The organism is Microbacterium sp. SORGH_AS_0428 (genome assembly GCF_031453615.1).
In the GTDB taxonomy this organism is placed as follows: Bacteria; Actinomycetota; Actinomycetes; order Actinomycetales; family Microbacteriaceae; genus Microbacterium.
The window spans coordinates 1,834,250-1,847,210 of the sequence record NZ_JAVIZT010000001.1 but is presented as its reverse complement, the minus strand read 5'-3'; the positions used below and the strand labels follow the sequence as shown (position 1 = coordinate 1,847,210).

The window sequence follows — 12,961 nt, the reverse complement described above, 5'->3', positions numbered from 1 at the left end:
AAGCGCTCCGGTCGGAGGATCCGGCGGGGATCCTCCGACATTCGCGCGAATCTCCGACAGACGGATGCGGGGGAGCCCCGTCAGGCGCCGCTGAACCAGAGCCAGGCGATGGGGGCGATCATCACGATGCCGAGCACGATCGAGGCGACCGACAGTCCGTAGGAGGTGTCGCGCCGCGCGCCGACGGCCGCGCCGACGACGCCCAGGAGCAGCACGGCCGCGCCGATGACGGCGAGCATCGGGATGAGCAGGATCCCCAGCCACCAGATGGGGTTCATGTCGGGGATGAAGCCGATCAGGAAGATGCCGAGGGTCGGCAGGATGGCGATCGCCGCCATGGCGACACCGGTCGTGCCCCACGCATCCAGCTTCGGCTTGCGGCGGCGCATCGGCTGATCGGATGCGGTCACTTCTCCCCCTCGGTCGACTGCCCCGACAGTACCGGTCCCCGCAGAGATCAGCCGACCGTGGTGCCGAAGAGGCTGCCCACCGCGTAGGTCGCCACGAGGGCGAGCGCGCCGCCGATCACCGTCCGTGCGATCGCGCGGGGCCGGTTCGCCCCGCCGATCCACGCCGCGACATAGCCGGTCACGGCGAGGGCGATGAGCACCGCGATGAAGGTCAGGGCGATGCGCAGCGGATGCGGCGCGAGCAGGATCGTGGCCATCGGAAGCAGGGCACCGACGAAGAACGCGATAGCGGATGCGAGGGCCGCGTGCCACGGGCTCACCACGTCGTCGGCGTCGATGTGCAGCTCCGCCGACAGATGGGCCTTCAACGCATCCTTCGCCGTCAGCTCCGTCGCGACCCGGGTCGCGGTCTCCTCGCTGAGCCCCTGCGCCCGGTACAGCCCGATGAGCTCCTCGAACTCCTCGTCGGGCTGCTCGCGCAGCTCGCGCGTCTCCTTCGCGATGAGCGCGCGCTCGGAGTCGCGCTGACTCGACACCGACACGTACTCGCCGAGTGCCATCGAGATGGCGCCGCCGACGAGAGCGGCCGTGCCGGCGAGGAAGACGGGGGCGACTTCGGAGGTGGCCCCCGCGACGCCGACCACGACGGCGGCGGTCGAGACGATCCCGTCGTTGGCGCCCAGCACACCGGCGCGCAACCAGTTCAGGCGCTGCGACAGGCCTTGCCGGTGCGGCTCGTCGGGGTGGACCCCGTAATCGGCGGATTCGCTCACGCCGTCAGGCTATTCCCCGCCCCGCGTCGGCACCACGAAGGTTAGGCGGCGCTGAGACGTCAGCCGGCGGCACGACGCACGAGTTCGCGGAACGTCTTCTCGGCCGCCGGTGTCATCTCCAGCACGGCGAACGACGTCGGCCACATCTCGCCGTCGTCGAGCGCCGCGGTCTCATTGAAGCCGATCGAGCCGTAGCGGGTCTCGAACTTCGAGGCGGGCTGGTAGAACACCACGACCTTGTCGTCCTTGGCGTAGGAGGGGAACCCGTACCAGGTCTTGGGTGCGAGCTCCGGTGCCTCCTCCGTGACGATCACGTGCAGCCGTTCGGCGATCTGGCGGTCGGATCCGGTGAGGGCGTCGATGGCCTCGAGGCAGGCGTCGTACTCCTTCGCCCGCTTGGCGGCGCCCTTCACGCCCTTCATCTCCTTGAGCTCGGCCGCCCGCTGCTTCATGGCCTCGCGCTCCTGCGCGGAGAATCCTGTGCTCATGCCTGCTGCTCCTTGTTCTGCTGGATGCGGATGAGGTTGCCCGCGGGATCGCGGAACGCCGCATCCCGCAGCCCGTAGTCCTGCTCGATGGGTTCCTGCACGATATCGGCCCCCGAAGCCTCGACGCGCGCGAAGACGGCGTCGAGATCGTCGGTCGCGAGGTTCACGCCGAAGTAGCTGCCCTTGGCGATCAGCGCGAGCAGGAACTCCTGCTCCTCGTCCGACAGGTCGCGCCCCACGCTCGCCGGGTGCAGCACGATGGCGGTCGAGGGCTGTCCGGCGGGCCCGACCGTGATCCAGCGCATCTGTTCGTAGCCGACGTCGAGTCGCACCTCGAACTCGAGCACGTCGCGGTAGAAGGCCAGTGACGCCTCCGGATCGGTGTGCGGCAGGAAGCTGGAGTGAATCGTGATGTCCATGCCGCTCACGCTAGGGCGCCGAGCATCCGTCACGCTTCTCGATTCCTGACCGGACGTGTGAGGTGCTTGGCGATGCACGGCAGCATCCCCTCGCGAAACGGCGGGTCCTGCGTGCGGTAGACGCTTGGCGGAACGCCGACGAGCTCGGTGAAGCGTGTGCTGAACGTGCCCAGTGACGAGAAGCCGACGGCGAAGCAGATCTCGGTCACGCTGAGATCGCCGCGGCGCAGCAGCGTCATCGACCTCTCGATGCGCCGGGTCATCAGGTACTGGTAGGGAGATTCGCCGAACAGGCGGCGGAACTGGCGGCTGAAGTGACCGGCCGACATCGGGATGCTGCGCGCCAGCGCTTCGACGTCGAGCGGCTTCGCGTAGTCGCGGTCCATGCGGTCGCGCGCTCGTCGGAGCTGCGCGATCGTCGCCAGATCCGGACCCTCGACGCGCGTCGCCACGAGGCGATCATGCCAGCCGGTCAGCGTGCGCGGCTACGCACGGCGCCGGCCGCACACAGGATGACCGCGGCTCCTCCGAGCACCGTCGCCCACGTGAGCGGCTCGCCGAGGATGAGCGCCGCCCACACGATCGAGAGCACCGGCTGCACCAGCTGCAACTGACTGACGCGCGTGATGGGCCCGATCGCGAGCCCCCGGTACCAGGCGAAGAAGCCGAGGAACATGCTGACCACGGCGAGATAGCCGAACGCCGCCCACTGACCCGGCGACGCCGTCGGTGGATCGGCGACGGCCGCGACCGCTGTCAACGCCGCCATCACCGGGGCCGCCACCATGAGCGCCCACGAGATCGTCTGCCAGGAGCCGAGCTCACGCGCCAGCAGCGCGCCTTCCGCGTAGCCGATGGCGGCCGCAACGACCGCCCCGAGCAGCAGCAGGTCCGACCAGTGGAAGCCGTCCCATCCGCTGCCGATCACCGCGAACACCGTCGCGGCGACGGCCCCCGCCGCGGTGAGAAGCCAGAACGTCCGTCCGGGGCGCTCGCCGGCGCGCAGCACCGCGGCGACCGCGGTCGCGGCGGGCAGGAGCGCGATCACGACGGCGCCGTGGCTGGCCGGTGCCACCGTGAGTGCGTAGGACGTGAGCAGCGGGAAGCCTGCCACCACGCCGCCGGCCACCACGACCAGCCGCATCCACTGTCCGCCGCGCGGCAGACGCGACCGGGTCGCGGCCAGGGCGACGGCGGCGAGGGCGGCGGCCACGACCGCGCGCCCTGCTCCCACGAACAACGGGGACAGGGCGGTGACGGCGATCCGGGTGAAGATCACCGTGAACGAGAACGCCAGCACGCCGAGCGCTCCCCAGAGCAGTCCGGGTGCGGCGGATCGGGTCATTCCCCGAGTCTGCCCGCGCAGGGCTTCTCGCCAGGAGGGCCAATCCGCGGTGCGTGGCCGTCTGGTCTGCTCAGGCGCGCGAGAACTCCGAGGCCCGCGCGACCTGGTCGGGTGTGGGTGTCACGCCCGTGTAGCGCTCGAATTGCCGAGCCGCTTGGAGCGCGATGACCTCGGCGCCCGTGATGACGGCGACGCCGCGTTCGCGCGCAGCACGGATGAGGGGAGTCTCGGACGGGAAGGCGACGACGTCGAAGACACGCTCTGCGGCCTCGATGTGCGCCGTACTGAAGGCGAGCGCGTCTGCATCCGCCCCGTTCATGCCGAGCGGGGTCACGTTCACGATGACCGCGTGCCCCGGCGCCGGATCCTCCGTGACCGCGCGGAAGCCGTAGCGTTCCGCGAGCGCCTGCCCCGCCTCGGCGTTGCGGGCGACGACGGTGAGGTCCAGGAAGCCCGCACCGTGGAACGCCGCGACGACAGCCTTCGCCATCCCGCCCGATCCGCGCACGAGTACGGATGCGGTGGGGTCGACGGCATGCTCGGCGAGCAGCTGCGCGACGGCCTCGTAGTCGGTGTTCGAGCCCGACAGGCGGCCGCCGTCATTGACGATCGTGTTCACAGAGTCGATCGCGGCTGCGGACGGCTCGATCTCGTCGAGCAGCGGGATCACGGCTTCCTTGAAGGGCATCGACACGGAGCAGCCGCGGATCCCCAGCGCGCGAACCCCCGTGATGGCTCCCCGGATGTCATCGGTCGTGAACGCTTTGTAGACGAAGTTCAGGCCGAGCTCGTCGTAGAGGTAGTTGTGGAAGCGCGTCCCGATGTTCGAGGGTCGCCCGGCCAGCGAGATGCACAGCGTCATGTCCTTGTTGAGAATCGGCACACCTCATTGTGTCGCGCGCGCGGCCGTCGCCGTCCGTTCACGGCAGGCTCCTCATCAGCACGACCTAGACTGGAGGTATCCGTTCCGCCGCCGTACCCACCCTCACGAGTCGAGCCATGACCAGCAGTTCTTCCGCGCGCGCCTTCGAGCCGCGCCACCTCCAGCTGGTTCGAGCCCTCTTCGCGGCCGTCGCGGCCGTCATGATCACGTTCTCGCCGGACCACTCCGCGGCCGTGGGGCTCTCGGTCTTCAGCGGCTTCGCGATGGCGTCGGCGATCGTGTGGCTGCTCTCGGCCTGGCTCGTGTACGGCCCCGGTCAGCGCCGCCTGCCCATCGTGCTGGGTGCTCTGACCCTCATCGCGGGCGGTGTGTCCGGCATCCCGACCCTGCGCACGACGCTGGCCTTCTTCGTGATCGTGATCTCGTGGGCGCTCGTGACCGGCCTCATCGAGGGCATCGCGGGCCTGCGGGGCCTGCGCGCCGCAGAGCGCGGCAGCGTCGCGCGCTCCGAGGCACGCGACGGGCTGACCGTGGGCGTCGTGGGTGTGCTGCTCGCGCTCGGCACCCTCGCCGTCCAGCCCGCCTACGCGCTGCAGTACAGCATCGAAGAGGCCGGCTCCTTCACGCTCACCGGCATCACGATCGCCGTCGGACTCTTCGGCGGCTACGCGGCGATCGTCGCGGTCTACCTGGGGATCGCGGGCTTCTCCCCGCGCCGCGAGCCCGCCCCCGCGCCCGAGGAGGCGGCATGACAGACAAGCCCACCCGTCGCGACCTCATGAAGCCCGCTCAGCTGATCGGGCTCGCTCTCGCGGCCGCCCTTTTCGCCGGAATCGTCACGCTCATCTCGATGGGCTTCTTCCAGAACCGCGTCGCCGGACAGTCGGGGCACGCCCTCATGGTCGGCGGGATCGTCGCGGGGATCACCTTCATCGCGACGCTCGTGATCATCGCCCTGCTCATGCTCGCGGTCGACCCGGCGCAGGTGAACCGCACGGTCGATCGCGCGGTGCTGCTGCCCAAGGAAGAGTCCGAGGACGCATCCGGCGACGGCCCCGCATCCGACTCCGCCGACGGCGACACCCCTCCCCGCGCCTAGCGCCCGCGGGCTCGGCCCGCTCGCGCGCGACGTTGCCATCCCGCGAGACTGCATCTCTCGCACGAGATCACGGGTAAACACAGTGATCTCGTGCTGGGAATGCAGTCTCGCGTGGGGAGAGGGGACGGGTCCCATGCCGTGGTGGCGGATGCGGCGCAGCCCCCGATGAGGCGCAGCCCCGGATGCGGCGAGCTCCGCCGCGCGCGGGTCAGGCGCCGGTGACGAGGGAAGCGGCGAGGCCCGTGTAGGTGGCGGGCGTGAGGGCGAGCAGGCGCTCTTTCGCTGCGTCGCCGATGTCGAGGCCGCGCACGAACTCGGCGAGATCGGCACCGCCGACGCGGTGGCCGCGGGTGAGCTCCTTCAGCAGCGCGTACGGGTCGGTGATCTGCGAGCGGCCCGCAACGACCTCGGCGCGGATGACGGTCTGGATGGCCTCGGCGAGCACCTCCCAGTTGGTGTCCAGGTCGGCCAGCAGCACCTCGCGCGAGAGCGAGATCTCGCCGAGCCCGCGCAGCAGGTTGTCGAGCGCGAGAAGGGAGTGACCGAACGCGACGCCGATGTTGCGCTGCGTGGTGGAGTCGGTGAGGTCGCGCTGCAGGCGGCTCGTGACCAGGGTCGCGGCTAGGGTCTGGAACAGGCCTCCCGCGATCTCGAGGTTCGCCTCCGCGTTCTCGAAGCGGATGGGGTTGATCTTGTGCGGCATGGTCGACGAACCGGTCGCGCCCGCCACGGGGATCTGGGCGAAGTAGCCGAGGGAGATGTAGGTCCACACATCCGTGGCGAGGTTGTGCAGGATGCCGCCCGCGTGCCGCGCGCGGTCGTAGAGCTCCACCTGCCAGTCGTGCGATTCGATCTGGGTGGTGAGCTCGTTGAACCCGAGACCCAGACCCTCGACGAACCCGCGGGAGATCTCGATCCAGTCCGCATCCGGATCTGCCGCGAGGTGGGCCGACCAGGTTCCGGTCGCGCCGGAGAACTTCGCCAGGTACTCCGAGGACTCCAGCTGTGCGAGCACCCGCTCCAGGCGCCACGCGAAGACGGCGATCTCCTTGCCCATCGTGGTGGGCGTCGCGGGCTGGCCGTGGGTGCGGGCGAGCATCGCCGCATCCGCCAGCTCGACCGAGACCGCCCGCAGGCGCTCGATGACCTGCCGCAGCTTCGGCAGCCACACCTGCGTCACGGCGCGCTGCACCGTGAGGGCGTACGAGGTCGAGTTGACGTCCTCGCTCGTGAGGGCGAAGTGCGTGAGCTCGGCGATCCGGTCGAGTCCGAGGGAGGACAGGCGATCGCGCACGAGGTACTCGACGGCCTTCACGTCGTGACGCGTGACGGCCTCGCGCTCGGCGAGCCAGTCGATCTCTGCCTGACCGAACTCGCGGTAGAGCGCGCGGAGGGAGTCCTTCTCGGCGTCCGAGAGCGGCGACTGTCCGAACAGGCCCCGGTCGGTGAGGGTGATGAGCCACTCGACCTCGACCTCGACGCGGGCGCGGTTGAGTCCCGCTTCCGAAAGGAAGTCGCCGAGGGCGGAGACGGCGGCCTGGTAGCGGCCGTCGAGGGGGCTGAGCGGCTGGGCGGGGAAGTTCGACACGGTACTCCGTCGAGGGCGGTGGGCCGCGCGGGTCATCCCGCGGAGCGGATGGCGGGTTCGAGTTGCCGGAAGAGCGCCCGGCACGCGCTCTCGATCATAGCGAGCACCTCGTCGAACGCCTCGGGGCCTGCGTAGTACGGGTCGGGGACGTCGAGGCCGTCGTCGGTCTGCGGGTCGAACGCACGCAGCAGCACGACCTTGTCCGAGTCGTTCTCCGATCGCGCCCACGCGCGCAGGTTGCGTTCGTGCGACCGGTCGAGGGCGATGACCAGGTCGTTGCGCTCGTAGTCCGTGAAGTCGAACTGCCGGGCGCGGTGATGCCGGCCGTCGTACCCGTGGCGCTCGAGGGCCTCGACCGTGCGCGGATCGGCGGGCTCGCCGACGTGCCAGTCACCGGTGCCGGCGCTCGTGGAGACCACGCGGTCGCCGAGACCCACCGACTCGGCGAACCAGCGGAAGACGATCTCGGCCATCGGGGATCGGCAGATGTTCCCGGTGCACACGAAGACCACGCGGAACGGCGAGGACGCGGGCATGGGTCCATTGTGGTCCCGACGACCTCTCCTGCACAGCCGCGATCTTGCGGCGAGCGATCCTCGGACCGGATGCGGCCGCCGCGCGCCCCTGTGACACGGGGCGAGCATCGGGGAATGGCAGACACCCTCGACGATGTCGTCTTCTCCTTCGATGCGGCACGGCGCGACGTGCTCGCAGCCGTCGAGCTCATCGAGTCGGTCATCCGCGACGCCACGGGCCTCGCCGCGGCGACGGCCTGGGCCTCGCCCGCGATGCGCGCCTTCCAGCTCGCGCACGACGCCTGGGCCGCCGGGCTCGCCGACGAGCGTCGGCGCCTGCTCGCGCTCGACGACGTGATCGCCGAGATCCGCAGTCAAGCCCTGGTCACGGGCGGCGGAAACCTCTTCGGATGGTGGTCGTCGTGAGCGACGAGGTCGGCATCTCCTCCGGCGGGGCGGTCGCCGTCGACACGGCGCGGCTGCGGGATGCGGCGGCGGTGCTCGTGGGGGCGGCGGCGCGGCTGGACGAGGCCGTCGCCGACATCGCCCGCGCCGATGCGCGGATCAGCGCGCACATGCTGCCGGTGCTGGGGCTCACCCAGGACGACCGCATGCGCGAGGTGGGCGCGCTGGCCGATCGCGCGCGGGAGCAGCAGGACAGCCTGCTGATGTGCGCGGCGGTGTACGAGCTCGCCGAGATGCGGGCCGAGGCCGCTCTCGCATCCGCCGCAGGAGACGCGGATGCCGTCGCGCGCGCTCGAGAGGGCATCGCTGCGATCGAGCGGGCCTACCCCGGGGCGACGGAGCTGCTGCGAGCGGATGCCGGCCTCGGCGACGGCTGGGCGTGGTTCACCCTGCTGATGCCCTTCCTCGCGGGGGCGAGCCTGGCCTCGGGGGCGGCCATCGCGCGCCTCACCGCGGTCCGCGGCCGCATCCCGTTCGGCACGCACCTGTCGCCGACGGGGCGACCCGTGCCCGAGATCGTGCCGCTTCCCCCGGCGGAGCGTCCGGCTGCAGCCCCCGCGGCACTCGCACCGGCGCTCGGCCGGATCCCGCAGGGCGGCGAGGCGCGGGTGCGCATCGAGAAGTACGCGACCGCATCCGGCACCGCGTACGCCGTGTACGTGGCCGGCACGAGCGGGCTCGGGGGCGACGAGGTGTGGGACATGGTCTCGAACGTCCAGGGGTACGGCGGCGAGCAGTCCGACGCCTACCTGGCGCTGACGGCGATGCTCGCCGAGGCGGGTGTGCAACCCGGCGACACGCTCTACCTGTACGGCCACTCGCAGGGCGGGATGCTGGTGGGCCAGGTCGCGGCGACCGGCGACTACGACGTGCGGGTCGTCGGAACGGCGGGCTCCCCGACGGCCGCCGACCCCGGCCCCGAGGCGATCGCCGTCGACCTCCGGCATGGCGACGACCCGGTGGCGATGCTGGCCGGCGGAGGATTCGCCGCCCGCGTGGGGGCGGAGGGGAGCTTCGTCGCCACGCGCGTCGTCGACCCCGCGCCGGGCCCGCAGGATCTCGGACTGCCCGCGCACCACCTCACCGCCTACGCAGAAACCGCGGGGCTCGTCGACGCCTCGGCCGATCCGCGCGTCGCCGAGGTGCACGATCGCATGGCCGAGCTCGAGGGCGCCCGTCTCATCTCGACGCAGGAGTTCGGGGCGCGTCAGATCGACGCCGCGCCCAGACGCCGCGCCGGTGCGGTCAGTCCCGTCGCTTCGGGCGCAGGATGACGCCGAAGATGCCGTTGATGACGGCGATGACGAGGGCCGCGACGACTCCCCACCAGAAGCTCTCGACCCGAAGGCCCCAATCCCAGAACTCGGTGATCCAGCTGGTCAGCCACAGCAGGAAGCCGTTGACGACGAGCGAGAACAAGCCGAGCGTCAGAACGTAGAGCGGGAAGGCGATCACCTTCACGACCGATCCGACGATCGTGTTCACCAGCGCGAAGACGAGCGCCACGATCAGCAGTGACAGCACGATCTCGAGCGTTCCGCCCGGCGGGAACGCGATGACGCTGACGCCGAGGACCGGGATGAGGGTCACGACCCAGATCGAGAACGCATTCACCACGACGCGGATGAGAAAGCCCATGCCGGAAGTGTGGCACGCGCCCCGCATCCGCGCTCCTAGACTCTCGGTGTGACAGAGCCGATTCCCGTTCGTGTGCGCCCAGAGATCGCGGCCCTGCCGGTCTACCGACAGGGCAAGCCCGCCGGCGCCGATGCGTTCAAGCTCTCGAGCAACGAGAACCCCTTCGCGCCGCTGCCGCGTGTGCTGGCCGCCCTCCGCGCCGCCGAGACGGTGAACCGCTACCCGGACGCGACCGCGGCCCGGCTCCGCGTGCGTCTGGCCGAGCGCTACGGCGTCGACGCCGACGAGGTGCACATCGGTGCCGGAAGTGCATCGCTGCTCTCGCAGCTGGTCCTCGCAGTCGCGGGCCCCGGCGACGAAGTCGTCTACGCGTGGCGGTCCTTCGAGGCGTACCCGAGCTTCGTCACGGTCGCCGGTGCCGACCGCGTCGAGGTGCCGCTGACGGCCGATGGGCGTCATGACCTGGTCGCGATGGCCGCGGCGATCACGTCGCGCACCCGCGCCGTCATCGTGTGCAGCCCGAACAACCCCACGGGCCCGGTCGTGACGCAGGACGAGTTCGACACCTTCGTCGACGCGGTCCCCGCCGACGTGCTCGTGATCCTCGACGAGGCGTACGCCGAGTTCGTGACGGCGCCGGATGCGGTCGACGGCCTCCGCCGCACGGGCGTCACCCGCCCGAACGTCGTGGCCCTGCGCACCTTCTCCAAGGCCTACGGGCTTGCGGGGCTGCGCATCGGATATGCGATCGGCCACCGTCGCGTGCTGGATGCGGCGCGCGCCGTCGCCATCCCGCTCTCGGTCACCGCCACCGCCGAAGAGGCGGCGCTCGCGAGCCTCGACGCCGACGCCGAGCTGCTCGAGCGCGTGCGGGTGATCGCCGAGCGCCGCGACCGCGTGGTCGCGGGTCTCCGTGACGCCGGATGGCGGGTTCCCGATGCGCAGGGGAACTTCGTCTGGCTCGCCACGGGCGAGGCCACGACGGACGCTGCGGCGGCCTTCGACGAGGGCGGCCTGGTGGTCCGCGCCTTCGCGGGAGACGGCCTGCGGATCTCGATCGGCGAAGAGGAGTCTGTCGAGCAGATCCTACGAATTGCCGCATCCGTTGTGCGCGACCTCCCAGAGGGCCATCCCGCCAGCAGATAGCGTAGAGCCCGTGACCTCGCCCGACGCTCTCTCTCCGGCCGACGACGACGCGCGGATGGTGCGGGTGCTGGCAGCGGACGGATCGTTCGCACCGACCCCCGCCGCCGAGCCCTACCTCGCCGCCGTCGCCGCGATCGACGACGCCCAGCTCGAGACCTTCTACCGCGACATGGTGGTCGTGCGCGCCTTCGACCGGCAGGCGACGAACCTGCAGCGTCAGGGCCAGCTCGCCCTGTGGCCGCCCAGCTGGGGTCAGGAGGCCGCGCAGGTCGGCTCCGCCCATGCTGCCAGGGCCCAGGACCACCTCTTCCCCTCGTATCGCGAGCATGTCGTGTGCACCATCCGCGGCGTCGATCCGATCGACATCGTGCGGCTCATGCGCGGACTCACGCACGGTGGATGGAACCCGTACGACCCGAAGAACGGCAACACGCACATCTACACGCTCGTGCTCGGCTCGCAGACGCTGCACGCCGCGGGCTTCGGCATGAGCCTCGTCTTCGACGGCAAGACGGGCAGCGGCGATATCGATCGCGACGAGGCCGTCATCGTCTACTACGGCGACGGTGCGTCCAGCCAGGGCGACGTGCACGAGGCGATGGTCTTCGCGGCGAGCTATCGCGCGCCGCAGGTGTTCTTCCTCCAGAACAACCAGTGGGCCATCTCCGTCCCCGTCGCCACACAGGCCTCGGCGCCGCTCTACCTTCGCGGCGAGGGCTACGGCATGCCGAGCGTGCAGGTCGACGGCAACGACGTGCTGGCGAGCTTCGCCGTCACCCGCCAGGCCCTCGATGAGGCGCGCGCCGGCGGCGGACCCCGCGCGATCGAGGCGATGACGTACCGCATGGGTGCGCACACGACCAGCGACGACCCGACCAAGTACCGCACCTCGGCGGAGGAGCAGTCGTGGGCCGAGCGCGACCCGATCGCCCGGATGGCGGCCTACCTGCGCTCGCGGGGCGCGTCGGACGCATTCTTCGCCGACGTGGATGCGGCCGCCGCCGACTACGCCGAAGACGTCCGCGCCCGCACGGTCGCGCTCGGATCCATCGGCACGGACATGATGTTCGACCACGTGTACAGCGAGCCGCATCCGCTCGTCGCCGAGCAGAAGCGCTGGCTCGCCGAGTACGAAGCATCCCTCGAGGGAGGTCAGGCATGAGCGAGATGACCACCCTGCCGATGAGCAAGGCCCTGAACGCGGGCATGGCCCAGGCCATGCGCGACAGCGACCGCGTGCTGCTGATGGGCGAGGACATCGGCCCGCTCGGGGGCGTCTTCCGCGTCACCGAGGGGCTGCAGGCCGAGTTCGGCAAGAACCGCGTGATCGACACCCCGCTCGCCGAGTCGGGCATCATCGGCACGGCGATCGGTCTCGCGATGGGCGGGTTCCGCCCCGTGTGCGAGATTCAGTTCGACGGCTTCGTCTTCCCCGGCTTCGACCAGATCACCACGCAGCTGGCCAAGCTGACCAACCGCCACGAGGGCGCGCTGCGCATGCCCGTGGTCATCCGCATCCCGTACGGCGGGCACATCGGCGCCGTCGAGCATCACCAGGAGAGCCCCGAGGCGTACTTCACGCACACCCCGGGCCTGCGCGTGGTGAGCCCGTCTACGCCGAACGATGCGTACTGGATGATCCAGGACGCGATCGCCTCCGACGACCCGGTCGTCTTCCTCGAACCGAAGAGCCGCTACTGGCCCAAGGGCGAGGTGGACCTCTCGGCTCGTGCGCTGCCCCTGCACGCCTCCCGCATCGTGCGGCGGGGCACCGATGTGACGCTCGTCGGACACGGAGCCATGGTCTCGACGCTGCTGCAGGCGGCCGCGCTCGCCGAGAGCGAGGGGACCAGCTGCGAGGTCATCGACCTGCGCTCCCTCTCGCCCGTGGACTACGGCCCCATCCTCGACTCCGTCGCCCGCACGGGCCGCATGGTCTACGCGCAGGAGGCCCCGCAGTTCACCTCGCTCGGCTCCGAGATCGCCGCGACCGTCACCGAGCGCGCGTTCTACTCGCTCGAGGCCCCGGTGCTGCGCGTCTCCGGGTTCGATGTGCCCTTCCCGCCCGCCAAGCTCGAGGGGCAGTACCTGCCCGACGCCGACCGCATCCTCGAGGCCGTCGACCGCGCCCTCGCCTACTGACCCCGTCCCCCTCATCCCCACATCCCCGCCCCTCACCCCCTCATGACCGC

Annotated in this window: 17 protein-coding genes; 7 read left to right on the top strand and 10 right to left on the bottom strand. The window is 70.8% G+C overall.

Annotation, left to right across the window (positions count from 1 at the left end):
* Window positions 1-80: 80 nt before the first annotated feature.
* From QE374_RS08800 to QE374_RS08770, 7 genes are all read right to left on the bottom strand, one after another.
* Window positions 81-410, bottom strand: coding sequence for a hypothetical protein (locus QE374_RS08800; protein WP_309734040.1), 330 nt, complete (start codon window positions 408-410; stop codon window positions 81-83).
* A 47-nt stretch (window positions 411-457) separates the two neighbouring features.
* Window positions 458-1,183 carry a VIT family protein gene (locus QE374_RS08795; RefSeq protein ID WP_309734038.1) on the bottom strand — a complete coding sequence of 242 codons (726 nt, stop codon included), beginning with the start codon at window positions 1,181-1,183 and terminating at the stop codon, window positions 458-460.
* A 59-nt stretch (window positions 1,184-1,242) separates the two neighbouring features.
* Window positions 1,243-1,671: a hypothetical protein gene (locus QE374_RS08790; protein WP_274286842.1), complete on the bottom strand. Its 429-nt coding sequence runs from the start codon at window positions 1,669-1,671 to the stop codon at window positions 1,243-1,245.
* Window positions 1,668-2,090, bottom strand: a complete 423-nt coding sequence (locus tag QE374_RS08785) for a VOC family protein (protein WP_234074031.1) — start codon at window positions 2,088-2,090, stop codon at window positions 1,668-1,670. Before QE374_RS08785 ends, QE374_RS08790 begins: the two co-directional genes overlap by 4 nt.
* Window positions 2,091-2,119: 29 nt before the next feature.
* On the bottom strand, window positions 2,120-2,542 hold the full coding sequence (locus QE374_RS08780) for a helix-turn-helix transcriptional regulator (protein WP_309734035.1): 423 nt from the start codon (window positions 2,540-2,542) through the stop codon (window positions 2,120-2,122).
* 20 nt (window positions 2,543-2,562) lie between these two features.
* Complete coding sequence (locus QE374_RS08775; RefSeq protein WP_309734033.1) at window positions 2,563-3,435, bottom strand: DMT family transporter; 873 nt, start codon at window positions 3,433-3,435, stop codon at window positions 2,563-2,565.
* 70 nt (window positions 3,436-3,505) lie between these two features.
* Complete coding sequence (locus QE374_RS08770; RefSeq protein ID WP_309734031.1) at window positions 3,506-4,318, bottom strand: shikimate 5-dehydrogenase; 813 nt, start codon at window positions 4,316-4,318, stop codon at window positions 3,506-3,508.
* 116 nt (window positions 4,319-4,434) lie between these two features.
* Here QE374_RS08770 and QE374_RS08765 point away from each other — a divergent pair, with 116 nt between their 5' ends.
* On the top strand, window positions 4,435-5,070 hold the full coding sequence (locus QE374_RS08765; RefSeq protein ID WP_309734030.1) for an acyl-CoA synthetase: 636 nt from the start codon (window positions 4,435-4,437) through the stop codon (window positions 5,068-5,070).
* Complete coding sequence (locus QE374_RS08760; RefSeq protein ID WP_309734028.1) at window positions 5,067-5,417, top strand: amino acid transporter; 351 nt, start codon at window positions 5,067-5,069, stop codon at window positions 5,415-5,417. Before QE374_RS08765 ends, QE374_RS08760 begins: the two co-directional genes overlap by 4 nt.
* 208 nt (window positions 5,418-5,625) lie before the next feature.
* Here the strand turns inward: QE374_RS08760 and purB are convergent, their stop codons facing one another.
* Window positions 5,626-7,041: an adenylosuccinate lyase gene (gene purB / locus QE374_RS08755; protein ID WP_396653329.1), complete on the bottom strand. Its 1,416-nt coding sequence runs from the start codon at window positions 7,039-7,041 to the stop codon at window positions 5,626-5,628.
* Entirely contained in the window at window positions 7,038-7,541 is a 504-nt protein-coding gene (locus tag QE374_RS08750) for a low molecular weight protein-tyrosine-phosphatase (protein ID WP_309734024.1), read from the bottom strand. The genes purB and QE374_RS08750 overlap by 4 nt, the downstream gene beginning before the upstream one ends.
* A gap of 114 nt (window positions 7,542-7,655) precedes the next feature.
* Between QE374_RS08750 and QE374_RS08745 the strand changes: the two genes are divergently transcribed.
* Together QE374_RS08745 and QE374_RS08740 are read left to right on the top strand one after the other, a co-directional pair.
* On the top strand, window positions 7,656-7,946 hold the full coding sequence (locus QE374_RS08745; protein ID WP_309734022.1) for a hypothetical protein: 291 nt from the start codon (window positions 7,656-7,658) through the stop codon (window positions 7,944-7,946).
* Entirely contained in the window at window positions 7,943-9,259 is a 1,317-nt protein-coding gene (locus QE374_RS08740; RefSeq protein WP_309734020.1) for a hypothetical protein, read from the top strand. The genes QE374_RS08745 and QE374_RS08740 overlap by 4 nt, the downstream gene beginning before the upstream one ends.
* Here the strand turns inward: QE374_RS08740 and QE374_RS08735 are convergent.
* A complete protein-coding gene (locus QE374_RS08735) occupies window positions 9,231-9,623 on the bottom strand; it encodes a phage holin family protein (protein ID WP_309734019.1) in 393 nt (130 codons plus the stop codon). The two genes, QE374_RS08740 and QE374_RS08735, sit on opposite strands and share 29 nt — an antisense overlap.
* Before the next feature lie 48 nt (window positions 9,624-9,671).
* On the opposite strand from QE374_RS08735, the gene QE374_RS08730 reads away from it, so the two are divergent.
* Genes QE374_RS08730 through QE374_RS08720 form a run of 3 tightly spaced genes read left to right on the top strand, consistent with a single transcriptional unit; the run spans window position 9,672 to window position 12,911 of the window.
* Window positions 9,672-10,769 (top strand): histidinol-phosphate transaminase, encoded by a 1,098-nt coding sequence (locus QE374_RS08730; RefSeq protein WP_309734017.1) that lies wholly within the window; start codon window positions 9,672-9,674, stop codon window positions 10,767-10,769.
* A gap of 55 nt (window positions 10,770-10,824) precedes the next feature.
* Window positions 10,825-11,931, top strand: coding sequence for a thiamine pyrophosphate-dependent enzyme (locus QE374_RS08725; protein ID WP_309736654.1), 1,107 nt, complete (start codon window positions 10,825-10,827; stop codon window positions 11,929-11,931).
* The gene (locus QE374_RS08720; protein WP_234074023.1) at window positions 11,928-12,911 is read left to right on the top strand and encodes an alpha-ketoacid dehydrogenase subunit beta; all 984 of its coding nucleotides are present in this window, start codon (window positions 11,928-11,930) and stop codon (window positions 12,909-12,911) included. The genes QE374_RS08725 and QE374_RS08720 overlap by 4 nt, the downstream gene beginning before the upstream one ends.
* The last annotated feature ends 50 nt before the right edge of the window (window positions 12,912-12,961 follow it).